Origin of the sequence: Mannheimia cairinae, assembly GCF_028649535.1 — a bacterium.
GTDB lineage: Bacteria > Pseudomonadota > Gammaproteobacteria > Enterobacterales > Pasteurellaceae > Mannheimia > Mannheimia cairinae.
In genome coordinates, this window is the sequence record NZ_JAQSJE010000003.1 from 26,577 (window position 1) to 52,058 (window position 25,482).

The following is a 25,482-nucleotide window of genomic DNA, read 5'->3' on the forward strand; positions in this document are numbered from 1 at the left end:
GATCAAAATTTTAAGATAGAAATGTAGAAATCATTGGAGCCGATTATGCAACAACGCATTACTCAACAGAATGAAAGCCTTTCAGCTTATATGGATGGGCAAAATGTTGATACAGACTTTGTAGAAACATTATTAAATAGCCCAGAATTAAAGCAAAAATGGGCAGACTATCATACTATTCGTAGTGTGATGCAAGGTGATGAGATTATTTTAGGTAATGATTTTTCTGCAAAAATGGAAGCGTTACTAGAAAATGAAGAGATTGAATCACTCTCTCCAGTTCAAAAAGAGCAACCTAAAAAAGGATTGGTGCTTAAATTGAAACGTTGGGGTACGCCAATTATGCAGGCAGGGATTGCAGCATCTGTTTGTTTAATTGCAGTTTTAGGTGTAAATACATTTAATTCTGATGATGAAGTTGCACAAGTTCAACCTGTATTACAGACTTTACCGTTTAGTAACTCGATTGAAGCAGTTAGCTATAATGCACCAGCTCACGCTCAACCAACAGCAGAGCAATTAGAACTTCAACAACGCAAAATTAATGCCTTGTTAGAAAATCACGAATTGCAACGTCGTACAAATAATGTGAAAGATGTTACCTTAAGTGATGCAGAGAAAGAAAAATCAAAAACTTCATCTACAATAGAAAGTAGAACTAATTCGCAAAAATAATTTATTGATATAAAGAACTTAAAACCACGTAATCAAAAATGAATTACGTGGTTTTTTTGTATGTAAATGTAGCGAAAAAATAAGAAATAGCTAACAAATAGCGAAATTAAACGTTTTTTTTGATAGAATGAGAAAGCGTAATTTGATTAAGGAATAAGTATGCTAGCGTATATAAGAAAATATTTGTTTCTGTGCATTTTTATTTTTGTTCAACCTACTTTAACTTGGGCAGAAACTGGCACGAGAACAGCTTTATCGTATTTAACTAATATGGTAGAAGCCCATAAAAAATCAAGTTATGAGTTACTTTATATTCTACAACAAAATGGCCGAGTAGAATCTTTTCGTTTACGACATACGTTTATGGAAAATAAAGCGTATTCTCAATTATTAAATTTAGATCATAGCCGAGAAGAGATTATCCTTAATGATAATACGGTAAGTTACTTAGGTCTGAATTTTAGGCCCTTCAGTTTAAATAGCTCACATATTTTAGATAACTTACCTAACGTCCTCTATACTGATTATAGTACATTAACGGGTTATGTTTTTTTAGATTCTGGGAAAGATAGAATTTCTGATCGTAATGCTCGAGTAATCCGTTTAGTCCCCAATGATAAATTTCGTTATGCTTATACGCTTTGGATTGATGATAAAACCAATTTATTACTTAAAAGCCAATTAGTAGATAAACAAAATGTTGTTTTAGAAGAGTTTAGGGTGTTACATCTATATCAAAGCAGTGAATTAGAAATGATAGCTTCTACTATTAATTCATTGATATTGCCCCCTATTACTGCAGTCGAAAAAGAAAATATTAAATCTTCTTATAAATGGGACGTAAATTGGTTGCCATTAGGTTTTCATTTAATTGAAGATCAAACGATGAGTGGTAAACAATATGCTCTTGAAAATGAAAATATTGATAGTCGTTTATATAGTGATGGATTATCGACATTCAATATTTATATGATGCCTAGCCAAGGGATAACCTTTAATGAATATGCTTGGCAACAAGGAAAGCTTACTATTTTAAATCAAACAATTAATGATAAAGATATTGTGGTTATTGGCGAAATCCCACTTGAAAGTGCACAACGAATTTTAAGGAATATTCAATTTTTAGAGGAACCAGCCCAATGATGATTGAACAAGCTACGGTTCTTGAGTATAAGAATGGAGTGGCTTTGGTACAATGCTATGCAAAAAGTAGCTGTGGCGGTTGTGCTGCAGAATCGAGTTGTGGGAGCAAAGCATTATCTGCATTAGCTGGCGAAAAAAGAGCTCCTCGTTTTCAACTTTCTGTCACTGAGCCTCTTCAAGCTGGTGAGGTTATTCAAATAGGCTTACCTGAGAATACATTATTAAAGAGTGTTTTTTTAATTTATGCTATTCCATTACTTGTTTTAATTCTAGCAGCGGTCGGATTTTCTCAACTTTTTGCAAATGAATTAATTGTAGTATTAGCTATGTTAATTTCGATAAGTATTACATTTTGGGCTGTAAAAAAATTGATAGATAAAAATAGCCAACAATCAAATTTTTCGCCTATTTTTTTAGGCAAGGTTTAGGAGACTATAATGGAAAAAATATGGTTTAATAATTATCCCCCTCATTCCCCAGAAACAATAAAAACGGATCAATATGAATCTTTAGTTGAGATGTTTGAGTTGGCTATTCAACGGCATCCAGATATGCCAGCCTATATCAATATGGGGCAAATTTTGACATTTCGTAAATTAGAAGAACGTAGCCGTTCGTTTGCCGCATATTTGCAAAATGAATTACGTTTACAAAAAGGGGATAGAATTGCATTAATGATGCCAAACTTATTGCAATATCCGATTGCATTATTTGGTGCATTACGTGCAGGTTTAGTGGTTGTTAATGTTAATCCACTTTATACTCCACGTGAATTAGAACATCAGCTAAATGATAGCGGTGCAAAAGCCATTGTTATTGTTTCAAATTTTGCAGCAACCTTAGAAAAAGTTGTATTTGACACTCAGATTAAGCACGTAATACTTACAAGAATGGGCGATCAGCTTTCATTTGGTAAGCGTACTTTAGTGAATTTTGTCGTTAAATATATTAAGAAATTGGTGCCAAAATATAAGTTACCTAATGCGGTAAGTTTTAGAGAAGCATTAAGCATTGGTAAGCAAAGACAATATGTAAGACCTAATATCATTAAAGATGATCTTGCCTTTTTACAATATACGGGGGGGACAACAGGAGTTGCCAAAGGTGCAATGCTTACGCATAGCAGTTTAATTGCTAATGTTATGCAGGCAAAATGGGTTGCAGAGCCTCTAATCAAAGACGCAAAAGGTCGCATTGCAATGATTCCATTACCGCTTTATCACGTTTTTGCTCTTTCGGTAAACTGCCTACTTTTTATTGAGCTTGGATTAACAGGATTACTGATTACCAATCCACGAGATATTCCGTCGTTAATTAAAGAGTTTAAAAAATACCCTGTGATCGCCTTTACCGGTGTAAATACGCTATTTAATGCCCTACTCAATAACGAAAGCTTAAAAGAAGTTGATTTCTCTGCTCTTAAATTAAGTGTTGGTGGCGGTGCCGCCATTCAATCTAGTGTTGCCAAACGCTGGCACGAGCTAACGGGCAGTCATATCATAGAAGGTTATGGAATGACGGAATGTTCTCCACTTATTGCTGCAACTCGTAGCGATTCTGTTGAATATTCAGGCTCAATCGGTGTTCCAGTGCCAAATACAGATATTAAAATTGTAGATGAACAAGGCAATGAAGTACCTTTGGGTGAGCGAGGAGAACTTGTCGTTAAAGGCCCACAAGTAATGAAGGGGTATTGGAATCGTCCTGAAGATACGGCAGAAGTTTTACAAGATGGTTGGATGGCAACAGGCGATATTGTCGTAATGGGCGAAGATCTTAATTTACGCATTGTTGATCGCAAAAAAGATATGATTATCGTTTCAGGTTTTAATGTGTATCCAAACGAGATCGAAGAAGTTATCTCGCAAAATCCAAAAGTAAATGAAGTTGTCGCAATTGGTATTCCAAGCCAAGCTTCGGGTGAAAGTATTAAGATTTTTGTTACGAAAAAAGATGAAAGCTTAACTCGAGATGAATTACGTACTTATTGCCGCCAGTTTTTAACCGGCTATAAAATTCCAAAAGATATTGAATTCCGTGATGAGCTGCCGAAAAGTAATGTCGGTAAAATCCTTCGTCGAGTGTTAAAAGATGAAGAATTAGCTAAAGCAAAAACAATAAATAAATCTTAAATGAGGACCTGAAAATGAAAATTGTTGAAGTAAAACACCCGCTTGTAAAACATAAACTTGGTTTGATGCGTGAAGCGGACATCAGCACAAAAGATTTTCGTGAATTAGCAAATGAGATTGGTAGTTTACTTACTTATGAAGCAACAAAAGATCTTGAAATGGAAACCGTTGAAATTAATGGTTGGAGTGGAGATAAGATTGCCGTTGAACGTATTAAAGGTAAAAAAGTAACAGTAGTGCCAATTTTACGAGCGGGTCTTGGTATGATGGACGGTGTATTAGAGCATATTCCAAGTGCACGTATTAGCGTGGTTGGTATCTATCGTGATGAAGAAACATTACAACCTGTTCCATATTTTAAAAAATTAGCGAATGATGTTGATGAGCGTTTAGCTATTATTACAGACCCTATGTTAGCAACAGGCGGTTCAATGGTTGCAACTATCGATCTATTAAAAGAAGCCGGCTGTAAACATATTAAAGTATTAGTATTAGTGGCTGCACCAGAAGGGGTAAAAGTATTAGAAGAGGCTCACCCTGATATTGAGCTTTACACAGCCTCTATTGATAGCCACTTAAACGATAAAGGGTATATTATTCCTGGTTTAGGTGATGCGGGTGATAAAATTTTTGGTACTAAATAATATAGTCTCCCATAAATCACAAATAGATAAAAATAAGGTGCGAGTTAGATCGCACCTTATTTGTTAGATTATTATTGTACTACCGCTTTTGAGCGGGATTTTTTCACTTTAATCTCAGCTTTAGCTGGCATCACTTCAATACCCATTGGTGGGTTTTCTAATGCGATTGCTAGCACTTCATCAATGGTTTCAACTGCGTGAATCTGCAATGCTGCTTTGGCATTTTCCGGAATTTCCTCCAAGTCTTTTTCATTCTCTTTCGGAATAATAACCGTTGTAATACCACCACGGTGTGCCGCTAATAATTTCTCTTTTAAACCACCGATTGGAAGCACTTTACCACGCAGGCTGATTTCACCTGTCATTGCTACTTCTTTACGTACTGGGTTGCCGGTTAGGCTTGAAATTAACGCAGTACACATTGCAATACCTGCACTAGGACCATCTTTTGGTGTTGCACCATCTGGCACGTGTACGTGAATATCACGTTTTTCGTAGAAGTCTTCAGCAATACCTAATTTATCTGCTCTTGCACGAACAACCATCATAGCGGCTTGAATAGACTCTTTCATTACATCGCCTAATGAGCCTGTGTAAGAGAATTTCCCTTTACCAGCAACAGACGTTGTTTCAATAGTTAATAAATCGCCACCAACTTGTGTCCACGCAAGACCAGTCACTTCGCCGATACGATTTTGGCTGTCCATTTTGCCGTAATCAAAGCGTTTCACACCAAGATAATCTTGAATATTACTTTCAGAAACCGTGATAGATTTTAATTTTTTATCTAATACTAAGGCTTTTACTGATTTACGACAGATTTTAGCAATTTCACGCTCAAGACCACGAACCCCAGCTTCACGGGTGTAGTAACGGATAATGCTTAAAATTGCACTATCTTCAACGGTTAATTCTCCTGCTTTTAACCCATTGTTTTCTTGCTGTTTAGCAAGTAAATGGTCACGTGCGATATGCATTTTTTCATCTTCGGTATAACCTGAAAGACGAATTACTTCCATACGATCTAACAATGCTGGCGGAATATTCATTGAGTTTGAAGTCGCAACAAACATCACGTCTGATAAATCGTAATCCACTTCTAAATAGTGATCGTTAAAGGCTTTATTTTGCTCTGGATCTAGTACTTCAAGTAAAGCAGAAGCAGGGTCGCCACGCATATCTTGAGCCATTTTATCGATTTCATCTAATAAGAATAGTGGGTTACGTACACCGACTTTTGCCATTTTCATCATTAGCTGACCCGGCATTGAACCGATGTAAGTACGACGATGCCCACGAATTTCCGCTTCATCACGCACACCACCTAATGCCATACGCACATATTTACGACCTGTCGCATTAGCAATAGATTGCCCTAATGATGTTTTACCCACCCCTGGCGGGCCTACTAAGCAAAGAATTGGGCCTTTTAATTTGTTTAAACGGCTTTGTACAGCAAGATATTCCACAATACGCTCTTTTACACGCTCAAGCCCGTAGTGATCTTTATCTAATACTTCTTGTGCTTTGACTAAATCTTTTTTCACCGCCGATTTTTTATGCCAAGGCATTTGTAAAATCCAGTCGATATAGCCACGCACTACCGTTGCTTCCGATGAGCTTGAAGGCATTGCTTTTAGCTTTCTAAATTCAGTATCTAACTTTTCTTTTACTTCGGTTGGCAGTTTAGCCGCATCAATTTTTTCTTTTAGCTTATCTAATTCACTTTGCTCAGGATCATCACCATTACCTAACTCTTTTTGAATCGCTTTAATTTGCTCATTCAAATAGTAATCACGTTGGTTTTTTTCCATTTGCTGCTTAACACGATTACGAATACGGGTTTCGGTTTCAAGCGTATCCATTTCTGTTGCCATGGCGATTAATAAAGCTTCAAAACGGGCAATTAGATTTGGAATTTCTAACAGTTCCTGTTTTTTCTTCACTGGTGCAATTAAATTTGAAGCAATAGTATCTGCTAAACGATCTTCAAGGGTGATTTTTTGCAACTTAGGAATAATTTCAGCAGGAATTTTCTTATTATTTTTAACGTAATTTTCAAATTCGTTTAAGGTCGTATTCGCAATGGTTTTTAACTCTTCATTTTCTTCATCATATTCTGAAATTAAAGGCTGAACTACTGCCCAGAAACCATTTTCACCATCAGTAATATTTTCAATTTTTGCACGTTGCTGACCTTCAACTAATACTTTAACTGTGCCATCTGGTAGGTTTAGCATCTGAATAATGTTAGCGATTACGCCAACATCGTACATATCTGTTGAATTTGGCTCTTCTTTATTTGGATCTTGCTGAGTAACTAAAAATAATTGTTTGTTAGAATCCATTGCCGAGCGTAGGGCTTGAATTGACTTTTCACGTCCTACAAATAAAGGCATAACCATATAGGGAAATACCACAACATCTCGTAAAGGAAGTAATGGTAATTCAAGGGCTTTCTTTTTTCTTGGTGCCATAAATTTGCTCTCTTTGTGTATATAAAATCTAATTTACTCATTATGAGGTCGAATTTGTGAAAAACAAGGGAAAATTTGATTTAAATTAAAAAAACTCTAACATTAAAAAGATAAGTTTATATCGATTTATTCAATTGCTAAAAACTGAGTATATTAGTCAAATTCTGACTTGACATTAAATGCGAATGCGAGCAGAATTCTCAACAAATTTTAATCTTCAGGGCAGGGTGAAATTCCCGATCGGCGGTAAAGTCCGCGAGCGAAACGAAAAAGGTTTGGCAGGAACCGGTGAAACTCCGGTACCGACAGTATAGTCTGGATGGAAGAAGAGTCAAAAATAAAAACTACCGTGCAAGCGGTCGTTTTTTATGTCTTTTTTACAAGCCTTGAGATCGTCAGATTTCAAGGCTTTATTATTTTAAATCAATCAATGTTTTTGCAAAATTTTTCGCAAAAACAACTGCTTGTATTTGAAATAATCTTTTCATCTTGCCCTCAATGTAACTGAATTCAAATGACAGATGCTCAATATATGGCTTATGCCATCGAACTTGCCAAAAAAGCTAGAGGCTGGACGAATCCTAACCCGCTTGTCGGTTGTGTGATTGTCAAAAACGGCAAAATAGTGGCAGAAGGCTATCACGAAAAATATGGTCAGTGGCACGCAGAGCGTAATGCGATTTTACGCTCTGAACAAGATTTAACAGGGGCTATCGCATACGTAACACTTGAGCCTTGTTGCCACCAAGGGCGAACACCGCCTTGTTCTGATTTATTGATTGAGCGAGGCATTAAAAAGGTGTTTATCGGATCACGTGATCCAAACCCTTTGGTTTCTGGCAAAGGAGCAAAACAGCTCAAAGCCGCAGGTGTAGAAGTCATTGAAGATTTTATGCGAGCAGAATGTGATGAATTAAACCCGATTTTCTTTCATTACATTCAAACCAAACGCCCTTATGTATTACTGAAATATGCGATGACGGCAGATGGCAAAATTGCTACTCATACAGGGGAATCGAAATGGATTACCGGCGAGTTAGCCCGAGCCAAAGTCCAGCAAACCCGCCACCAATATAGTGCCATTATGGTGGGTGTGGAAACGGTACTTGCAGATAACCCGATGCTTAACAGCCGAATGCCGAATGCCAAACAGCCGGTACGCATTGTGTGTGATAGTCAGTTACGCACACCGCTTGATAGCCAATTAGTCCAAACGGCAAAGCAATACCGAACTATTATTGCTACCTTAAACAATGATAGTTCCGCCCACCAAGCTTATCAGCAGTTTGGTGTTGAGATCATCGTTACTTCAGCTTTAAACAAGCGGGTAAATTTACCTGAATTTTTGCAAAAGCTAGGCGAAATGCAAATAGACAGTTTATTAATTGAAGGCGGAGCAAGCCTTAATTTCAGTGCTTTACAAGCTGGTTGTGTAAACCGTGTTCATTGCTATATCGCCCCTAAATTAGTGGGTGGTAAAACCGCAAAAACACCAATTGGTGGCGAGGGGATTGGGGAATTATCGCAAGCGGTTAAATTAAAATTAAAATCAACAGAGTTAATCGGCGAAGATATTTTATTGGATTATGTCGTTCAAACCTCCTGCAAGGGATAGGGTAATTTAGTATTAAAAATCAATTAACACTCTCTCCTACAAGGGGCGATGGTTGTACACATAAAGGCACAATGGAGAAAATAGAATGTTCACAGGTATTATTGAAGAAGTTGGCAATATCGCTCAAATAAATAAAAAAGGCGAGTTTGCAGTAATTACTATTAAAGCTAAAAAAGTGCTTTCTGATGTACATTTAGGCGATAGCATTGCCGTTAATGGAGTTTGTTTAACCGTTACCTCATTTACCGCAGAACAATTTACCGCTGATGTAATGTCTGAAACACTCAAACGCACTTCATTAGGCGAATTGAGCATTAACAGCCCTGTGAATTTAGAGCGAGCAATGGCGGCAAACGGACGCTTTGGCGGGCATATTGTGTCGGGGCATATTGACGGAACAGGAACCGTTGCAGAAATTACTCCGGCAGATAATAGCGTTTGGTATCGAATTAAAACTTCAGAAAAACTAATGCGTTATATTATTGAAAAAGGCTCGATTACCATTGATGGTATTAGTTTAACGGTGGTCGATACAACAGTGGATTCTTTCAGAGTATCCATTATTCCACATACGATTAAAGAAACGAATTTAGGCTCGAAAAACGTTGGCAGTATTGTGAATTTAGAAAACGATATTGTTGGCAAATATATTGAACAGTTTTTATTAAAAAAAGAAGCTGAAAATCCAGCAAGTAAGATTACAGCGGATTTTCTAAAAAATGCAGGATTTTAATTAGGAAGGATTAAAGATGTTTAAATTTTCAACTGTGGAAGAAGCAATTAAAGCGATTGCAGAAGGGAAAATTATTTTAGTCAGCGATGATGCAGATCGTGAAAATGAAGGTGATTTTATCTGTGCTGCCGAATTTGCCACCCCTGAAAATATTAACTTTATGGCAACTTATGGCAAAGGCTTGATTTGCACCCCAATCTCAATGGAAATTGCCAAGAAATTACATTTTCACCCAATGGTTGAGGTAAATCAAGACAATCACGAAACCGCATTTACCGTATCGGTTGATTATATCGAAACCGGCACCGGCATTTCTGCTTTTGAGCGTGCTTTAACTTGTCAGAAAATGGTAGATGATAATGCTAAACCAGACGATTTTCGCCGTCCGGGACACGTATTCCCCCTGATTGCGAAAGAGGGAGGAGTATTAGTTCGCAATGGGCATACCGAAGCGACGGTAGATTTAGCTCGCCTTGCTGGCTTAAAAGCAGCAGGATTATGTTGTGAAATTATGGCAAATGATGGCACGATGATGCAGATGCCAGAGCTTCAAGCGTTTGCTCAAAAACACAATATGCCGTTTATCACTATTCAACAATTACAAGAATACCGCAGAAAGCACGACAGCTTAGTGGACGCAGTTTCTGTGGTAAAAATGCCGACAAAATTCGGCGAATTTAAGGCTCATAGTTTTGTTGAAACAATTTCGGGCAAGGAACACGTAGCCTTAGTGAAAGGGGATATCGGCGATGGCGAAAACGTATTATGCCGTATCCATTCAGAATGTTTAACCGGTGATGCCTTTGGTTCTCAGCGTTGCGATTGTGGCCAGCAATTTGCAGCAGCAATGAACCAAGTAGAATCTGAGGGCAGAGGTGTAGTACTTTACCTACGCCAAGAAGGACGAGGTATTGGGCTTATCAATAAATTAAAAGCCTATGCACTGCAAGATCAAGGAATGGACACTGTTGAGGCGAATCTTGCTTTAGGTTTTAAAGATGATGAACGTGAATATTATATTGCGGCACAAATCTTTGAAAAACTTGGGGTAAAATCAATCCGTTTATTAACCAATAATCCGGCAAAAATCGAAGGTTTGGTTGCCCAAGGAATTAACGTCGTTGAGCGTGAGCCGATTATGGTTGAACCAAACGAACATGATTTAGATTATTTAAAAGTTAAGCAGCACAAAATGCGACATATGTTTAATTTTTAATGATATTTTCTGCCCCCTTTGGGGGAAGTGGTTGAGCATAGCGAAACCGAAGGGGGAAAACGGTCTATTTTGCAGAAATCTGTAAATTCCCCAACCCCTTGCTATGCAAGATATTTCCCCCATAGGGGGAAGAAAAAGATAATAGTTTTATATCACGCAATTTATTTATAAGGAACACAAAATGGCAACATTTCAAGGTAATTACATCGCAACCGGTTTAAAATTCGGTATTGTGGCAACTAACTGGCACAAAATCTTTATCGAACAATTACTTAACGGGGCAACCGATAAATTATTACGCCACGGTGTTGAAGAACAGAATATCGATACTGTTTGGGTACCCGGTGCATTGGAAATTTCGATTGCAGCTAAAAAAATGGCACAAAGCGGTCGTTATGATGCCATTATCTGCTTAGGTGCGGTAATCCGTGGGGCAACAAGCCACTATGATGTTGTGGTAAATGAATCGGCAAAAGGCATCAGTTCTTCTGCTTTAGAAACCGGTGTGCCGATTATCAACGGCATTTTAACTGTAGAAAACTTAGAACAAGCGATTGAACGCTCAGGCACTAAAGCTGGTAACAAAGGTGAAGAGTGTGCGATGGTAGCGATTGAAATGGCTAATCTATTAAAAGCATTATAAGCCAACTTAAGTAAGTAAAAACGAAGAAATCCCCTTAGATATTCAATGCTAAGGGGATTTTTTTATTTTCGTTTAAAAGCAAGTCCAAGGGCAAAACATAAGAAACTTAACCCATAAATTAGCCAGCTCCCAAATTGTTTAAACGGCGTATCGCCTTTAGTTGGTTGAACCGTTGCCGTTAATACATCTGCCGTAAATTGAGGCAGTTGGTGTGCTACTTTACCGTTGGCTTCAACAATCGCTGTAATTCCTGTGTTTGCCGCACGTAAAAGCGGTTTGCCAAGCTCTAATGCTCTCATTCTTGCCATTTGGAAATGTTGCCAAGGGCCGATAGAAGAACCAAACCAAGCGTCATTGGTAATGGTTAATAAATAGTCTGAATTTTGAGCTTTTTGATTTTGCTGGACTTGCGTGCCAAAAATTATTTCATAACAGATTGCCATATTAAGACGGTTATTTCGGCTAAAAATTGGGTTTTGAATAAAACTGCCTTGTGAGAGATTAATCGGCAGAATAAAGACTTCTCGCATCCAATCTAACACCGAGCCAAAAGGCACATATTCGCCAAATGGGACTAAGTGATGTTTGTTATAACGACTATTAGAGCTGATAGAATAAGCTTTTTCAGTTTCCCCAAGTAATACCGCACTATTAAATAATTCGCCTTGTAAGCTTTGGTAAAGCGTGCCGATAATTACCTCGCTGTCACTTTGGCGAGCAGCTTGGTCTAAGGCAGAAAGAATAGGGGTAATATTATTTTCCATATCAGGAATAGCCGATTCTGGCAGAATAATTAACTCACTTTTACCTAATAGTGGCACGACTAATTTTTCATAGGTTTGGACGCTATGGTTAAAATGTTGTGGATCCCACTTCATTTTTTGTTCAATATTGCCTTGTATAAGACTTACGATAAGCGGTTGTTTTTCTTCATCAATTTGCACAAATGAAATAAAGCGAGTTGCAAAACTTATAGAAAAAATAACCGCTAGTATGGCAAGGGAAGGAACAATCTGACCTTCTTGTTTCAGTAAATTCACTAAGTAACCGCTAGCCACAATGACTAAAAACGTTAAACCTTCTACTCCAAAGATAGGTGCGATATAGGCAAAAGGACTGTCAATTAAACTATATCCGAATTGTAGCCACGGAAAGCCAGTAAAGAACACACCACGTAGATACTCCGTTAAGGTAAAAATAGCCGCTAGTGCAAAGGGGGAATTGAGTTTAAATTTAGCTGAAAGTAAGCTAAATAGCAGATTATAAATTGCAAGGTAGCAAGCCAGTATAAAAACAGCTAAATAGCTCACAACAGTCGGCACACCGCCAAATTGCGTCATACTAACAGAAACCCAGCTAACACCTGCACAAAAATAGCCAATAGACCAAGAAAATGTTGCCCATAATGCAGCTTTTCTATGTTTAAGAGTTGCAGCCCAAATTAAACCTGCGGCAGAAATAAAGGCGATAAGCCAAATATCAAAAGGAGAATAAGCAAAAGTGCCTATTGCACCAAGTAATAATGCGAATAAACAAGCGGTCAGAATTGGTGGATTTTTTACAAAATTCATAGATTGTACTAAATAATAATGGCACGTCGAAACGTGCCTTTCATTGAAATTAATAGATTATTCTTCTTCAGGTTGAGAACGCTGTTCCATTTTTTCCAACTGTTCATCAGAAAGCGTAACCCTCAGTTGAATAAGCTGGCGGCTATTTGCAGAAGTTACTTTGAAATCCAACCCTTCTAATTCGATTTGTTCATCTCTTTTAGGGAAATAACCGAAAGCCTGCATTACAAGCCCGCCAATAGTATCAACTTCCTCATCGTTAAAGTTGGTAGCAAAAAACTCATTGAATTTTTTAATATCTGTGAGTGGTAAAATAGCATAAGTATGGCGAGAAAGCTGACGAATAGGTTTTACTTCTTCTTCATCAAATTCATCTTCAATATCGCCCACAATTTGCTCGAGAATATCTTCAATAGTAACTAAACCAGAAACTGCACCAAATTCATCAACTACAACCGCCATATGAAAACGTTCGGAACGGAATTCTTTTAGCATTCTATCCACACGTTTACTTTCTGGCACAATAACCGCAGGACGTAAAATTTCTTGTAGATTAAAAGGTTCAGAGTCTGAACGCAGATATTTCAGTAAATCTTTAGAGTGCAAAATACCTTCAATCGTATCCTTTTCACCCCGAATAACAGGAAAACGGGAGTGTGCAGATTCAATTATTAAATCAATACAAGCTTCTAACGGTTCATTTGCATCAATAAAGACAATTTGAGCACGAGGAATCATAATATCACGAACACGTAGCTCGGAGATCTCCATAACCCCTTCAATCATTTCTTTTGTGTCGCTGTCAATTAATTCATTTTCAACAGAATCACGAATAACTTCGACTAAGTCTTCACGATTTTTGGGCTCATTTTGGAAAAGCCCGCTAAATAAAGAGTGTAAAATAGATTTTTTTTCTGATTTTTCTAATGTGTTTGCACTTTGTTGTTCATCACTCATAGTTTTTTCCAGTTAAATAAATTATGCTTATAATAAGCAAAATAGAGGACAAATCAAATAAAACATTGCTATTTTTACTTAAATTAGCATAGGATAGACAAAATCTTTTTATTTCTTAATTAATTTAGGAGTTTTGAATGAAATTAACCAAAATGGCATTAGCAGTTGGCACATTATTTGTAAGTGCAGTAAGTATGGCCGGTACATTAAGTTCATCACCAAAGGTTGAAATCTTAGCTTTTGATGGTCAGCGAGTAAAATCAGGCACAACCTCTGTGCAAATCAATGAAAATCAAACACACCAAGTGGTGGTTGAAGTTGCCGGTACCGTGGAAGGCGATTATTTTACCTCAGAACAGATTATTTTAACCTTCCAAGGTAGTGCTGAAAATGCCAAACTGGAAGCACCAAGATTAAACTCAAAATTAGATTTACGTAAATTTAAAGATAATCAAACGGTTACTATTAAAACTGCTTCAGGTAAAGTTATTTCCCATAAACAAGACTTCTTAAAAGGAGAAGGTTTTTTAGCATCAACTCGTATTGAAGAAAATTTAAGTAAATATAACTTAGCGAAAAATCCAGCGTCTGTACAAAAATTTGCAACAGCACCTCTAGAAGCAAAAGGGCAAATTATTGTGGATACCAACAAAGTATCACAAGAAGAGTTACAGCTTTTATTCCAAAAAGCAGATAAAGAAACCCAGAAACGCTTCTTAGATTGGGCGACTAAAAATACAAAATAATGGAATGTCAGTTGAGCTCTATAATCTATAGAGCTCAATTTATTTATAACAAAATAATTACGATTATTGGCTCTATCTCATCTATTAGAAATCTTATTTTAAAATCCCCTCTAGCTTTTAAATTTACCATTATTTAATGTATAATTTTATTACGCAAACGTTTGCTTTTTGTTAGGAGAGAAAAAATGACAACAATAGGTACACCGTTAAGACCCGCTGCGACTAAGGTTATGATGTTAGGTTCAGGTGAATTAGGGAAAGAGGTGGTAATTGAATTACAGCGGTTAGGTGTAGAGGTTATTGCAGTAGATCGCTATAAAAATGCACCAGCACAACAAGTTGCTCATCGAGCTTATACAATTTCAATGTTAGATGGGCAAGCATTAAGAGAGCTTGTTGAAAAAGAAAAACCTGATTTTATTGTGCCAGAAGTAGAAGCGATTGCAACTGCTACCTTAGTTGAGCTAGAACAAGAAGGCTATAACATCATTCCAACAGCCAAAGCGACCCAGCTTACAATGAACCGTGAAGGAATTCGCCGTTTAGCTGCTGAAGAATTAGGTTTGAAAACATCTCCTTATCGTTTTGTTAATAATTTTGAAGAATTTGAACAAGCTATTCAAGCCATTGGTATTCCTTGTGTAGTAAAACCGATAATGTCTTCTTCTGGACACGGCCAATCCGTTATCAAATCTACAGAAGATATTCAAAAAGCGTGGGATTACTCACAACAAGGCGGACGTGCAGGAGGGGGGAGAGTTATTGTTGAGGGTTTTATCAAATTTGATTATGAAATTACACAACTTACAGTCCGCCATATTAATGGAACTTCGTTTCTTACACCAATAGGTCATATCCAAGAAGATGGCGATTATCGTGAATCTTGGCAACCGCAAGCAATGTCTGACAAAGCATTGCAAAAAGCTCAAGAAGTTGCGGAGAAAATAACAACGGCACTGGGAGGCAGAGGTGTTTTTGGTGTGGAGTTATTTGTTTGTGGCGATGATATTATTTTTAATGAGGTTTCGCCTCGCCCACACGATACCGGAATGGTAACTATGGCATCGCAAGAGTTATCGCAATTTGCCCTACACGCTCGAGCTATTTTAGGCCTACCGATTCCTGAGATTTATCGTATTAGTCCAGCCGCATCGAAGGCGATTGTCGTTGAAGGAAAATCAGAAAATATGTGTTTTAGCGGTTTAGATAAAGTGCTTGAAGAAATAGGCACGAATATCCGTTTATTTGGTAAAGGCGAAGTAAATGGACACCGCCGTTTAGGTGTGATTTTAGCTAGAGATGACAGCACTGAAAAAGCCTTAGAAAAGGCTCGCCGTGCTTATAATAAATTAGAAATAAGATTGTAATGTTAATAGGGCTGATTTTCTCAGCTCTATTTTTTGCAAATTTTTATTCAAAAATAATCGCTTGTTGCGTGAATAAGGCAAATATTGTTATTATTTGCCTTAATTTTTAAGGCGAATATTGTATTCTTTAACAACAATAATATAACACTTAGCTTAGGTGTTCCGTATTATTGAAATCAATAAGCTCGATTTGTCCATTCTCGACTTTCACTTTTGTAATAGCGGTATTAATCGTAAAGCTATGTTTTTCTTCATTACGAAAATCTTGCCAAGGCATACCTTTAAGTACAGCAGTGAGTAGGGTAAGGGTCATTCCGTGAGAAACAATCAGTACATTTTCATCATTTTGATGTAATTGAGCAATTTGGTTAAATACATTTGTTACACGTTGATATAATTGTTCAAATACTTCGCCTCCGTTGCTTTTTGCTTGATACTCAGCAGGGGTGCGTTTCATTACCCAATACTCATCGTTATCTTGTAAATCTACCGATTTAACACCTTCCCAAGAGCCAAAATCGAATTCATTTAGCCCCCAGTGATGGAAATGTGGGATATTAGAAAGGCTATTTTCTGCCAGAATATAATTCGCAGTATCTTGTGCACGCTTTTGCATACTCGAATAAGCGGCAGTAAAAGGGATATTTTTTAAAGCAATTCCTGCCTTTTGAGCTCCTATTATGCCTTCTTCAACTAATGCTGAGTCTGCAGAGCCTTGTAATCGACCTTCAGTATTCCAAACTGTTTTTCCGTGCCGAATTAAATAAATTGTAAGTGCCATCGCATTTCCTTGTTAAAATAATCAAAATTTTAATTGAGATTATAGCAAAATGAATACGGAATTGACGATTTGTTATCAACATCAAGACTTTATTATTATCAATAAGCCTGATGGTGTAAGTGTACATAAAGATAATGAAGAAATAGGTTTAACGGAAAGCGTTGCAAAACAGCTTGGGGTTAAGCAGGTTTGGCTTGTGCATCGGTTAGATAAAATTACCTCTGGCTTATTAATTTTAGCCTTAAATAAAGAGGCTGCAGCTTATTTTTACCACTTATTTGAGCAGCATAAAATTCAGAAAACCTACTGGGCATTAAGTGATAGAAAACCAAAGAAAAAGCAAGGCAAAATTGTTGGTGATATGCAAAAGGCCCGCAATGGTGCTTGGAAATTGTGTCATAGCAAAGAAAATCCAGCTATCACTCAATTTACTTCAACAACGATTGAACCCTCGTTACGTCAATTTGTGTTGCAACCTAAAACGGGTAAAACGCATCAATTAAGAGTTGCGATGAAAAGTTTAGGTAGTCCAATTTTAGGTGATAAATTGTACTCAGGCTCAGAGGCAGATAGAGTTTACTTACACGCATATCAACTTGATTTTGAGTATGATAACGAACAAATTAGCGTACAAGCAATGCCAACAAGCGGTGATTTTTGGCAGAAAATTTGCAAAGTGATATAATTTTTCTTCTTCATTTAAAGCGGGGTCTTTATGAGCTTATTAGAAGCAAGTTTTATTATTTTAGTATTGATAGCTATTAGTGCGGTCATTTCATCTTCTGAAATATCACTAGCTGGCTCTCGAAAATTAAAATTACAAGCAATGATCAATGAAGGTGATCTACGAGCTGAAAAAGTATTAAGGTTACAAGAGCAACCTGGACGATTTATTACTGTTGTACAAATTGGTCTAAATATGGTGGCTATTTTAGGTGGTGTAGTTGGAGAAAGTGCAATTAACCCTTATGTTAGTGAATTACTCTCACACTATTATCCTGATGCCCAATGGGTAAACACAGCAGCTTCTTGGGTTGCATTTTTATTGGTGACTTCCGCTTTTGTGTTATTGGCGGATCTAATGCCTAAAAGTGTAGCAATGACTTACCCCGAGCAAGTTGCAGTACGAACCGTAGGAGTAATGAGTGTTGCTATTTTCTTATTTAAACCACTGGTTATCTTCTTTGATTTTATTGCGAATAAGCTATTTAAGCTATTTGGTATCTCAACAGTTCGACAAGACAATATGACTTCTGAAGATATTTTTGCAGTGGTTGATGCAGGGGCAAAAGCAGGCATTTTAAAAGCACAAGAACATTACTTAATTGAAAATGTGTTTGAAATGCAAGAACGTCGTGTAACCTCGACAATGACAACACGTGAGAATATTGTTTTTTTAGATCGGATTGATAATAAAGAACAAGTTCTAGCTACTTTAGGGGAAGATCCTCATTCTAAGGTTTTGATTTGTGATAGTGGATTAGACAAAATTTTAGGTTATGTCGAAACGCATAATTTACTAACACAATATTTAAAAAAAGAAGAAGTTTCATTGACAGATAGTCGCTTATTACGCAAAACGGTATTTATTCCTGATACGCTCTCACTCTACGAAGTATTAGAATTATTTAAATCTGCGGGTGAAGATTTTGCCGTTATTGTTAATGAATATGCCTTAGTTGTTGGCATAATTACCTTAAATGATGTAATGAGTATTGTAATGGGAGAGCTAGTTTCAACGGAAGAAGAGCAAATTGTCCGTCGTGATGAAGATTCTTGGCTAATTGATGGTGCCACACCGTTGGAAGATGTAATGCGAGCCTTAGATATAGAAGCTTTTCCAAGTTCGGAAAATTATGAAACTATAGGTGGTTTTATGATGTATATGCTACGTAAAATTCCAAAGAAAACAGATTTTGTTTTATATAACAAATATAAGTTTGAAATTATTGATACTGAAAATTTTAAAATTGATCAGTTAATGGTTTCAATTCGTAAAGATATTTAACTACAAGAGGCAGATGATAATCTGCCTCATTTTTTATATGGGAAGTTTAATACCAATGGCGATAGCGTCCCCACCCGTGATGATAGCCAACCCCAATGCTTGGATAGATTACAGGGCGAATTGGAGTTGCTGTACTTTTTGAACGTTTATCGCTTTGGTTCAGCGGTTCATCATTTTTATCATTTGGATTAACGGTTTGCTTTGTAATAACACGTTGTTGATAATCTGCTACTGCTTGCATATCCATTGGAACCGTACTTTTTTGAGTAGGTGTTGAACAAGCGGTAATAACTAAAGGTAATGTCATTAAAAGTAATTTTTTCATTTGATATCCTTAATAATCTGACTAATGGTGTATTGAGTAACACTCGTTAGACTTAAAATTTAGCTTTTTTATCCCCAAAATTATAATTTTTTGTAGAACCCATTATTTTAGGGAAATCAGAGACTGACTCAATAAATATCTCACCTTGAATAGGATTATCATTTAATGCTAAATACATACTGTAAACCTTTTCTTCACTCACATTATGTAAATTCGGAAAAAAGTTTTGCATACGATATACCTCAATATGCATTTTAAGCTTAAGGGCAGATTGTTGTAATCCGTGAATTACAGTGGTATTAATGCCGACATTGCTTACTATAATGAGAATATCGGCACTTGGATTATTTTTTGCAAAATTAAATGCATTTTTAACCGCTTGTGAAGCGAGCTTTTTCGCTTGCTGAAAGCGTTCTTCCGTCCATTCATATTTTCCGTCTTGTTCAATAAACAGATCATTTTCAATATGAAAGGTGTGAGCTATTGGGTATTGTTGTTGAAATTCGGCTATTTTCTCTTTGGCAAAAGTAGTTTTGCCGGAGCCTGAATGCCCTCTAATGATAATGAGTTTTTGCATATTTCTTGGTATAAAAAAGGACGCCTAAGGCGTCCTAATCTCTATTCTTTAAAATTAAAGAGCAGATTTTGCTTTTTCAACTAAAGCAGCGAATGCTACTTTATCGAATACAGCGATGTCAGCTAAAATCTTACGATCGATTTCAACAGAAGCTTTTTTCAAGCCGTTGATGAATTTGCTGTAAGATAAACCGTTTTGACGTGCTGCAGCATTGATACGAGCAATCCATAATTGACGGAATTGACGTTTACGCTGACGACGGTCACGGTAAGCATATTGACCAGCTTTAATTACAGCTTGGAACGCAACACGATAAACACGTGAACGCGCACCATAATAACCTTTAGCAGCCTTAAGAACTTTCTTATGGCGTGCTCTTGCAATAACACCACGTTTTACACGAGCCATTATTTAATCTCCTAAATGTAATAAATTGAACTAAAATTTGACTAAAGTACGTAACTTTATGTCTTGTCTAACTTACGCTTATGCGTATGGTAAACAAGCTACTACTAATACTTGGTCTGCTTTCGCTACCATTGATTTGTGGCGTAAGTGACGTTTACGTTTAGTGGTTTTCTTAGTCAAAATATGACGTAAGTGAGATTGTTTACGTTTGAAACCGCCAGAAGCTGTTTTCTTGAAACGCTTAGCAGCACCACGTACTGTTTTAATTTTAGGCATTGTTAAAATAACTCCGCATTGTTTGATTAAAAATGTGACAATTAGGCGAATATTGCTGCCAATATTACTTGTAAGGCTCTAATTATCTCTCAATAACGATTTTATCGTTGTTAAAAAGCAAATCAGGCTGCTGAGTCTGCCTGTTGATTGCTTTTATTCTTTGCATATGCAAAAAACTGGAGGATTTTAGCTAAAATTTGCACTTTATGCAAGTAGAATTCATATCTTATACACATAAAAAAGACGTATAAAATATACGCCTTTATGAATTAATACTAAGTACTATTTTTTCTTCGGTGCAATAACCATTACAACTTGGCGACCTTCCAATTTACCCGGTGCAGATTCAACAGCCGCAATTTCTGCTGTATCGGTTTTTACACGTTCTAAGACATCCATACCAATTTCTTGGTGAGCCATCTCACGACCACGGAAACGAACGGTAATTTTAACTTTGTCACCATCTTCTAAGAAACGGATAATATTACGAAGTTTAACTTGATAGTCACCTTCATCTGTGCCAGGACGGAATTTAATTTCCTTCACTTGAACAACTTTTTGTTTTTTCTTTTGTTCCTTAGCCGCTTTTTCTTTTTCGTAGATAAATTTACCGTAGTTCATAATACGGCAAACAGGCGGCTCGGCATTTGGGCTAATTTCTACTAAGTCTAACTCAGCTTCTTCAGCTCGGCTTAATGCTTCTTGAATCGATACGATACCAACTTGTTCGCCATTTTCATCAGTTAAGCGAACCTCTTTTACGCCACGAATTTCGTCGTTAAGACGGTGTGCACGATTTGACTGAACACGTTTTACAGGTTTAATAGTATAATTCCTTCTAGTAAAGTTTGGTTAAAATCAACTGCTTAGCAGAAGATAGATATTCTTATAATGACCGTTTTATCTGGATATAAAACGGATAAACGAACGAATTCTATAGGATTTTCAAGGCTTATGCAATAACAAACACCTATTTTGCTCACTATTTACGGTTATTTTGATGTTCTTTGATTAAGGTCATAAAAGCTTCGCCAAAACGCTCAAATTTTCGTTCGCCCACACCATTTATTTCTAACATTTCTATTTTAGATGTTGGTAAAAACTCCGCCATTTCCTGTAGAGTGGCATCATTGAAAACGATGTAAGGCGGAATATTTTCTTTATCGGCGATTTGCTTACGTAAAAAGCGTAAGCGAGCAAATAAGTCTTTGTCGTAGCGTTGGCTTGCTTGCCTTTGCACAAAAGCGGTTGCTGAAACACCCAAACGAGGCATTGCAAGCTGTAAGGGCTTTTCGCCCCGTAAGAAAACACGAGCATTTTCTGTTAATTGCAAAGCGGAATGATTAGTTATATTTTGAAAAATTAACCCTAAGTGAATCAGCTGCCTAATCACATTTAGCCAATAATGTTGGCTTTGTTCTTTGCCTATGCCGTAAACAGAGAGTTGATCGTGGTTATGTTCTCGGATTTTAAGATTATTCATTCCTCGTAAAACCGCAACAATATGATGTTGCCCAAAAATTTGCCCTGTACGGTAAATGACCGACATTACTTTTTGAGCATCAATTAAACCATCATATTTTTGTGGCGGATCTAAGCAAATATCGCAGTTTTTACAAGCTTCTTGTCTATGTTCACCAAAGTAATTGAGCAGAACTAAACGGCGGCAAGTTTGCGATTCTGCAAAAGCACTAATTGCTTGTAATTTATGCTGTTTAATATCTCGTTGCTCGCTTTCTGGCTCTTCTAGTAAGATTTTTTGTAGCCAAGCATAATCGCTCGGGTCGTAAAACAAAACAGCCTCAGAGGGTAAATCATCACGTCCTGCACGTCCAGTTTCTTGGTAGTAGGATTCTATCGAACGAGGAAGATCGAAATGCACTACAAAACGCACGTTAGATTTATTGATCCCCATACCAAAGGCGATAGTCGCCACCACAATTTGAATATTATCTCGCTGAAAGGCATTTTGCACGAATTCCCGTTGTTCAAAACTCATTCCGGCGTGGTAGCCCATTACGCTAATTTTTCGGGCAGATAGTTTTTCGGTAATTTCTTCCACTTTTTTGCGACTATTACAGTAAACAATGCCACTTTTTCCTTGCTGTTTATTGATAAATTTTACTAATTGCTCAAGCGGTTTGAATTTTTCTTGCACGGTATAGCGAATATTTGGGCGGTCAAAGCTCCCTAAATAAATATGCGGTTTATTTAAGCGTAAATGGTGCAGAATATCGGCTCGGGTTGTCGGATCTGCCGTTGCCGTTAATGCCATTAGTGGCACGTTGGGAAAAGTGGTGCGTAAGCCACCAAGTAAGGTATATTCGGGGCGAAAATCGTGCCCCCATTGTGAAACACAATGTGCTTCATCAACCGCAATAAAACTGATTTTGCAATGAGAGATAAAGTGAAAGAAACCTTGCGTCATCACTTTCTCGGGCGAAAGATAGAGCAATTTTAATTGACCCGATAACGCTTTTTGTTCAACACTCTGTTGCTCTTCAAAGCTTTGTGTAGAATTTAGGTAAGCCGCTTCAATGCCATTGGTAATGAGTTGATCTACTTGGTCTTTCATTAACGAGATAAGTGGTGAAATAACCAACGTCAATCCTTCCAAGCAAAGAGCCGGCACTTGATAGCAGAGTGATTTCCCACCGCCTGTTGTCATAATGACAAGGCAATCACGATTTTCCAAGACGGCATTGATCACTTCTTCTTGCCCATCTCGGAATTTTTGATAGCCAAAAACATTATTTAAAACAGAAATTGCAGTGGTATTCATTAAATTCTTATTTATTGGTACTTATTTTTGATGAGTATAGTTGATATAAAAAATAGAGCACTCATCAAAGACAAGTGCTATCATCATTGAAATATTGGGATTAAAAAGAAATTTCTTCCCCGTGTCTTGCAAAGGCTTCTTCCAAATGTTGCCAGAAACTACGCCCTTCTGCCGTTACCCATTTGCCGTCGATATTTTTAAAATGGAAACCGCCGAGCTTGCTTGCCAACCATAATTCAAGCATTGCTTCTTGTTTATTGATCACAATTTGGGAATCATCATCAAAGGTTAAGGTGCAAACAGCACCTTGAATTTCGGTATCGACTGATAAACCTTTGTCATCAATTTTTTCTTCAATTTGTTGCCATACTTGTTCTACAGCTTGGTGAAATTGTGCGGTATTCATTTTTTCTCCATCATAAAATAAAAAAACAAGCGGTTATTTTTTTGTGTAATTTTGCAAAATTTCGACAAAATCAGACCGCTTGAAGATTAAGGGTTAATGCTTGGTAGCTCTGTCATTGCCCAACGAGGTTTAACACTCACACTTAAATCTGTTCGTTCGCCGTTTTTTAAGCGTAAAAAACCTGTGTAGGCGATCATTGCCCCATTATCGGTACAAAATTGTGGGCGAGGGTAGAAAACGTCGCCTTTTAATTTTTTCATCATTTCGGCAAGGTCTGCTCGTAATTGCTTATTCGCACTCACACCACCTGCCATCACAAGCCGTTTATAGCCTGTTTGTTCTAATGCCCGTTTACATTTGATTAGGATTGTATCGACAACAGCTTGCTGAAATGCGTGGGCAATATCACAACGGGTTTGTTCATCTAATTCGCCATTTTCGTTTAGATTCGCTTTGATTGTATTTGCGGCAAAGGTTTTTAAGCCAGAAAAGCTGAAATCTAAGCCAGGTCTGTCTGTCATCGGGCGGGGGAATTTAAAACGATTTGGTGTGCCGGATTCTGCCAATTTTGACATCGCCACACCAGCAGGATAGTCTAGCCCGAGTAGTTTCCCTGTTTTATCAAATGCCTCGCCTGCGGCATCATCAATCGATTCGCCGAGTAATTCATATTCCCCAACGGCATCAACTTTTACTAATTGGGTGTGGCCACCTGAAATCAGTAAAGCGACAAAAGGGAATTCGGGGGCGTTTTCTTCTAACATCGGAGCAAGTAAATGCCCTTCCATATGATGAACACCAAGAGCCGGCACATTCCAAGCGTAAGCAAGTGAACGAGCAATAGTTGCCCCCACTAATAAAGCACCCACTAAGCCAGGGCCTGCGGTATAAGTAATACCATCAATATCGGAAGGCTTAAGATTTGCTTCTTTTAATGCTTCTTGCACTAGGGGAATGGTTTTTCGAATGTGATCTCGAGATGCAAGCTCTGGCACAACACCGCCATAATCTGCGTGCATTTCAATTTGGCTATAAAGCTGATTTGCTACTAAGCCTTTTTGTTCGTCGTAAATGGCAACACCTGTTTCATCACAAGATGTTTCAATGCCTAAAATTCGCATAGTTTTTAAATTTATTCGATAAGGTAAAAGCCAAAAGGGGCGAATTATCGCCCCTGGAATTATTGTTATACCTAATTAAAATTGTTCACCATATTTCGGCTTTTCAGGACTAGGTAATGTTTTATTTTCGTATTCTTGGATAAGAATATCTGTTTTTTGTTCAGAATCTTGAATGCCCATTTGCTTAAAGGCTTCTTTTAAATAAGGTAATGCTTTTTTAGTTGCGACGGTATTCGGATAAAAGCGTAACATTTCTTCTATACGATTTACTACAGCAACATAAGCATTGCGTTTGTCATAAAATTTTACAACAGCCAATTCGTGTTCTGCTAAGCGGTTAAATAGATAATTCATCCAATTTTGAGCATCTTGTGCATATTGGCTTTGTGGATAATGTTGTACGATAGTTTGAAAATTACCATAAGCGTTGCGAATGTTATCAACCGCACGAGATGAACGATTCACACCAAAGAAATCTTGGATAAAATTATCACCTAAGCGAGCATTTGAAAGAGCCGCTAAATAAAATACGTAATCCATATTAGCAGCATTTGGGTAAGCACGAGCAAAACGCTCTGCTGCATCTAATGCTTTATAGTATTCGCCTACTTTATAGTTTGCATAAATTAAACTTAATTGGGTTTGCTCACCAATTCCTGAATATTGCCCACCTTTAGAACCTGCAGCTTCTAAATAGCGGATAGCTGAATTATAATCGCCATCTTGTAAATAAGTTTGACCTTTACTATAAAGATCTTGAACCGGAGCTTCTTCAAGCTCTTTATTCGTACTTGAACAACCTGTAACAACAAGTCCTGCTAGTAATAAAGTGGCAAGAGATTTAAATTTACGCATATGTTTTACCTATAAAAAGTGTCG

The 25,482-nt window shown here is 37.2% G+C and carries 26 protein-coding genes and 1 riboswitch; of the genes, 13 read left to right on the forward strand and 13 right to left on the reverse strand.

Annotated features, from left to right (window positions below; all coding sequences use genetic code 11):
- The first annotated feature begins 45 nt into the window (after positions 1-45).
- From PTQ27_RS03785 to upp, 5 genes are all read left to right on the forward strand, one after another.
- Positions 46-675: a sigma-E factor negative regulatory protein gene (locus tag PTQ27_RS03785; protein WP_273748014.1), complete on the forward strand. Its 630-nt coding sequence runs from the start codon at positions 46-48 to the stop codon at positions 673-675.
- 183 nt (positions 676-858) lie between these two features.
- Complete coding sequence (locus PTQ27_RS03790) at positions 859-1,818, forward strand: MucB/RseB C-terminal domain-containing protein (protein ID WP_273748013.1); 960 nt, start codon at positions 859-861, stop codon at positions 1,816-1,818.
- The gene (locus PTQ27_RS03795) at positions 1,815-2,246 is read left to right on the forward strand and encodes a SoxR reducing system RseC family protein (protein ID WP_273748012.1); all 432 of its coding nucleotides are present in this window, start codon (positions 1,815-1,817) and stop codon (positions 2,244-2,246) included. The genes PTQ27_RS03790 and PTQ27_RS03795 overlap by 4 nt, the downstream gene beginning before the upstream one ends.
- 9 nt (positions 2,247-2,255) lie before the next feature.
- Entirely contained in the window at positions 2,256-3,950 is a 1,695-nt protein-coding gene (fadD, locus tag PTQ27_RS03800; RefSeq protein ID WP_273748011.1) for a long-chain-fatty-acid--CoA ligase FadD, read from the forward strand.
- A 14-nt stretch (positions 3,951-3,964) separates the two neighbouring features.
- A complete protein-coding gene (gene upp / locus PTQ27_RS03805; RefSeq protein ID WP_273748010.1) occupies positions 3,965-4,594 on the forward strand; it encodes a uracil phosphoribosyltransferase in 630 nt (209 codons plus the stop codon).
- A gap of 71 nt (positions 4,595-4,665) precedes the next feature.
- Here the strand turns inward: upp and lon are convergent, their stop codons facing one another.
- Positions 4,666-7,071 (reverse strand): endopeptidase La, encoded by a 2,406-nt coding sequence (gene lon / locus PTQ27_RS03810; protein ID WP_273748009.1) that lies wholly within the window; start codon positions 7,069-7,071, stop codon positions 4,666-4,668.
- Between the two features lie 209 nt (positions 7,072-7,280).
- Positions 7,281-7,406: riboswitch (FMN riboswitch) on the forward strand.
- Between the two features lie 179 nt (positions 7,407-7,585).
- Between lon and ribD the strand changes: the two genes are divergently transcribed.
- The 4 genes from ribD to ribH all read left to right on the forward strand — a co-directional run bounded on the left by ribD (position 7,586) and on the right by ribH (position 11,278).
- Positions 7,586-8,686: a bifunctional diaminohydroxyphosphoribosylaminopyrimidine deaminase/5-amino-6-(5-phosphoribosylamino)uracil reductase RibD gene (gene ribD, locus PTQ27_RS03815; RefSeq protein WP_273748008.1), complete on the forward strand. Its 1,101-nt coding sequence runs from the start codon at positions 7,586-7,588 to the stop codon at positions 8,684-8,686.
- Between the two features lie 85 nt (positions 8,687-8,771).
- Positions 8,772-9,419, forward strand: coding sequence for a riboflavin synthase (locus PTQ27_RS03820; protein ID WP_273748007.1), 648 nt, complete (start codon positions 8,772-8,774; stop codon positions 9,417-9,419).
- Between the two features lie 16 nt (positions 9,420-9,435).
- Entirely contained in the window at positions 9,436-10,635 is a 1,200-nt protein-coding gene (locus tag PTQ27_RS03825; protein WP_273748006.1) for a bifunctional 3,4-dihydroxy-2-butanone-4-phosphate synthase/GTP cyclohydrolase II, read from the forward strand.
- 181 nt (positions 10,636-10,816) lie between these two features.
- Positions 10,817-11,278 carry a 6,7-dimethyl-8-ribityllumazine synthase gene (ribH, locus tag PTQ27_RS03830; RefSeq protein WP_273748005.1) on the forward strand — a complete coding sequence of 154 codons (462 nt, stop codon included), beginning with the start codon at positions 10,817-10,819 and terminating at the stop codon, positions 11,276-11,278.
- Positions 11,279-11,340: 62 nt separating this feature from the next.
- On the opposite strand, the gene lnt is transcribed toward ribH, so the two are convergent.
- Together lnt and corC are read right to left on the reverse strand one after the other, a co-directional pair.
- Positions 11,341-12,849, reverse strand: a complete 1,509-nt coding sequence (gene lnt, locus PTQ27_RS03835) for an apolipoprotein N-acyltransferase (protein WP_273748004.1) — start codon at positions 12,847-12,849, stop codon at positions 11,341-11,343.
- A gap of 57 nt (positions 12,850-12,906) precedes the next feature.
- The gene (corC, locus tag PTQ27_RS03840) at positions 12,907-13,806 is read right to left on the reverse strand and encodes a CNNM family magnesium/cobalt transport protein CorC (protein WP_273748003.1); all 900 of its coding nucleotides are present in this window, start codon (positions 13,804-13,806) and stop codon (positions 12,907-12,909) included.
- A 137-nt stretch (positions 13,807-13,943) separates the two neighbouring features.
- Here corC and PTQ27_RS03845 point away from each other — a divergent pair, with 137 nt between their 5' ends.
- Together PTQ27_RS03845 and purT are read left to right on the forward strand one after the other, a co-directional pair.
- Complete coding sequence (locus tag PTQ27_RS03845; protein ID WP_273748002.1) at positions 13,944-14,552, forward strand: DUF2057 family protein; 609 nt, start codon at positions 13,944-13,946, stop codon at positions 14,550-14,552.
- Positions 14,553-14,737: 185 nt separating this feature from the next.
- A complete protein-coding gene (gene purT / locus PTQ27_RS03850; RefSeq protein WP_273748001.1) occupies positions 14,738-15,919 on the forward strand; it encodes a formate-dependent phosphoribosylglycinamide formyltransferase in 1,182 nt (393 codons plus the stop codon).
- Between the two features lie 148 nt (positions 15,920-16,067).
- Here the strand turns inward: purT and PTQ27_RS03855 are convergent, their stop codons facing one another.
- Positions 16,068-16,700, reverse strand: a complete 633-nt coding sequence (locus PTQ27_RS03855) for a histidine phosphatase family protein (RefSeq protein ID WP_273748000.1) — start codon at positions 16,698-16,700, stop codon at positions 16,068-16,070.
- A gap of 49 nt (positions 16,701-16,749) precedes the next feature.
- On the opposite strand from PTQ27_RS03855, the gene PTQ27_RS03860 reads away from it, so the two are divergent.
- Positions 16,750-17,385 carry a TIGR01621 family pseudouridine synthase gene (locus tag PTQ27_RS03860; RefSeq protein WP_273747999.1) on the forward strand — a complete coding sequence of 212 codons (636 nt, stop codon included), beginning with the start codon at positions 16,750-16,752 and terminating at the stop codon, positions 17,383-17,385.
- A 30-nt stretch (positions 17,386-17,415) separates the two neighbouring features.
- Positions 17,416-18,708 (forward strand): polyamine export protein PaeA, encoded by a 1,293-nt coding sequence (gene paeA / locus PTQ27_RS03865; RefSeq protein WP_273747998.1) that lies wholly within the window; start codon positions 17,416-17,418, stop codon positions 18,706-18,708.
- 46 nt (positions 18,709-18,754) lie between these two features.
- Here the strand turns inward: paeA and PTQ27_RS03870 are convergent, their stop codons facing one another.
- The 9 genes from PTQ27_RS03870 to PTQ27_RS03910 form a co-directional block, all read right to left on the reverse strand.
- Positions 18,755-19,033, reverse strand: coding sequence for a hypothetical protein (locus PTQ27_RS03870; protein ID WP_273747997.1), 279 nt, complete (start codon positions 19,031-19,033; stop codon positions 18,755-18,757).
- A gap of 52 nt (positions 19,034-19,085) precedes the next feature.
- The gene (locus PTQ27_RS03875) at positions 19,086-19,610 is read right to left on the reverse strand and encodes a hypothetical protein (RefSeq protein WP_273747996.1); all 525 of its coding nucleotides are present in this window, start codon (positions 19,608-19,610) and stop codon (positions 19,086-19,088) included.
- 54 nt (positions 19,611-19,664) lie between these two features.
- Complete coding sequence (rplT, locus tag PTQ27_RS03880) at positions 19,665-20,018, reverse strand: 50S ribosomal protein L20 (protein WP_005596075.1); 354 nt, start codon at positions 20,016-20,018, stop codon at positions 19,665-19,667.
- Between the two features lie 78 nt (positions 20,019-20,096).
- Positions 20,097-20,294: a 50S ribosomal protein L35 gene (rpmI, locus tag PTQ27_RS03885; protein WP_005596065.1), complete on the reverse strand. Its 198-nt coding sequence runs from the start codon at positions 20,292-20,294 to the stop codon at positions 20,097-20,099.
- Positions 20,295-20,576: 282 nt separating this feature from the next.
- A complete protein-coding gene (infC, locus tag PTQ27_RS03890; protein ID WP_273748251.1) occupies positions 20,577-21,119 on the reverse strand; it encodes a translation initiation factor IF-3 in 543 nt (180 codons plus the stop codon).
- A 157-nt stretch (positions 21,120-21,276) separates the two neighbouring features.
- On the reverse strand, positions 21,277-23,076 hold the full coding sequence (gene recQ, locus PTQ27_RS03895) for a DNA helicase RecQ (protein ID WP_273747993.1): 1,800 nt from the start codon (positions 23,074-23,076) through the stop codon (positions 21,277-21,279).
- A gap of 100 nt (positions 23,077-23,176) precedes the next feature.
- Positions 23,177-23,482 carry an iron donor protein CyaY gene (gene cyaY / locus PTQ27_RS03900; protein WP_273747992.1) on the reverse strand — a complete coding sequence of 102 codons (306 nt, stop codon included), beginning with the start codon at positions 23,480-23,482 and terminating at the stop codon, positions 23,177-23,179.
- Positions 23,483-23,568: 86 nt separating this feature from the next.
- The gene (gene tsaD, locus PTQ27_RS03905; protein WP_273747991.1) at positions 23,569-24,603 is read right to left on the reverse strand and encodes a tRNA (adenosine(37)-N6)-threonylcarbamoyltransferase complex transferase subunit TsaD; all 1,035 of its coding nucleotides are present in this window, start codon (positions 24,601-24,603) and stop codon (positions 23,569-23,571) included.
- Between the two features lie 75 nt (positions 24,604-24,678).
- Entirely contained in the window at positions 24,679-25,458 is a 780-nt protein-coding gene (locus PTQ27_RS03910) for an outer membrane protein assembly factor BamD (RefSeq protein ID WP_273747990.1), read from the reverse strand.
- Positions 25,459-25,482: the final 24 nt, after the last annotated feature.

Excerpts from the sequence above, each read along its gene's own strand:
- PTQ27_RS03785 (WP_273748014.1), top strand. The coding sequence starts at position 46 with ATGCAACAACGCATTACTCAACAGAATGAAAGCCTTTCAGCTTATATG.
- PTQ27_RS03795 (WP_273748012.1), top strand. The coding sequence starts at position 1,815 with ATGATGATTGAACAAGCTACGGTTCTTGAGTATAAGAATGGAGTGGCT.
- fadD (WP_273748011.1), top strand. The coding sequence starts at position 2,256 with ATGGAAAAAATATGGTTTAATAATTATCCCCCTCATTCCCCAGAAACA.
- upp (WP_273748010.1), top strand. The coding sequence starts at position 3,965 with ATGAAAATTGTTGAAGTAAAACACCCGCTTGTAAAACATAAACTTGGT.
- lon (WP_273748009.1), bottom strand. The coding sequence starts at position 7,071 with ATGGCACCAAGAAAAAAGAAAGCCCTTGAATTACCATTACTTCCTTTA.
- ribD (WP_273748008.1), top strand. The coding sequence starts at position 7,586 with ATGACAGATGCTCAATATATGGCTTATGCCATCGAACTTGCCAAAAAA.
- PTQ27_RS03820 (WP_273748007.1), top strand. The coding sequence starts at position 8,772 with ATGTTCACAGGTATTATTGAAGAAGTTGGCAATATCGCTCAAATAAAT.
- PTQ27_RS03825 (WP_273748006.1), top strand. The coding sequence starts at position 9,436 with ATGTTTAAATTTTCAACTGTGGAAGAAGCAATTAAAGCGATTGCAGAA.
- ribH (WP_273748005.1), top strand. The coding sequence starts at position 10,817 with ATGGCAACATTTCAAGGTAATTACATCGCAACCGGTTTAAAATTCGGT.
- lnt (WP_273748004.1), bottom strand. The coding sequence starts at position 12,849 with ATGAATTTTGTAAAAAATCCACCAATTCTGACCGCTTGTTTATTCGCA.
- corC (WP_273748003.1), bottom strand. The coding sequence starts at position 13,806 with ATGAGTGATGAACAACAAAGTGCAAACACATTAGAAAAATCAGAAAAA.
- PTQ27_RS03845 (WP_273748002.1), top strand. The coding sequence starts at position 13,944 with ATGAAATTAACCAAAATGGCATTAGCAGTTGGCACATTATTTGTAAGT.
- purT (WP_273748001.1), top strand. The coding sequence starts at position 14,738 with ATGACAACAATAGGTACACCGTTAAGACCCGCTGCGACTAAGGTTATG.
- PTQ27_RS03855 (WP_273748000.1), bottom strand. The coding sequence starts at position 16,700 with ATGGCACTTACAATTTATTTAATTCGGCACGGAAAAACAGTTTGGAAT.
- PTQ27_RS03860 (WP_273747999.1), top strand. The coding sequence starts at position 16,750 with ATGAATACGGAATTGACGATTTGTTATCAACATCAAGACTTTATTATT.
- paeA (WP_273747998.1), top strand. The coding sequence starts at position 17,416 with ATGAGCTTATTAGAAGCAAGTTTTATTATTTTAGTATTGATAGCTATT.
- PTQ27_RS03870 (WP_273747997.1), bottom strand. The coding sequence starts at position 19,033 with ATGAAAAAATTACTTTTAATGACATTACCTTTAGTTATTACCGCTTGT.
- PTQ27_RS03875 (WP_273747996.1), bottom strand. The coding sequence starts at position 19,610 with ATGCAAAAACTCATTATCATTAGAGGGCATTCAGGCTCCGGCAAAACT.
- rplT (WP_005596075.1), bottom strand. The coding sequence starts at position 20,018 with ATGGCTCGTGTAAAACGTGGTGTTATTGCAAGAGCACGCCATAAGAAA.
- rpmI (WP_005596065.1), bottom strand. The coding sequence starts at position 20,294 with ATGCCTAAAATTAAAACAGTACGTGGTGCTGCTAAGCGTTTCAAGAAA.
- recQ (WP_273747993.1), bottom strand. The coding sequence starts at position 23,076 with ATGAATACCACTGCAATTTCTGTTTTAAATAATGTTTTTGGCTATCAA.
- cyaY (WP_273747992.1), bottom strand. The coding sequence starts at position 23,482 with ATGAATACCGCACAATTTCACCAAGCTGTAGAACAAGTATGGCAACAA.
- tsaD (WP_273747991.1), bottom strand. The coding sequence starts at position 24,603 with ATGCGAATTTTAGGCATTGAAACATCTTGTGATGAAACAGGTGTTGCC.
- PTQ27_RS03910 (WP_273747990.1), bottom strand. The coding sequence starts at position 25,458 with ATGCGTAAATTTAAATCTCTTGCCACTTTATTACTAGCAGGACTTGTT.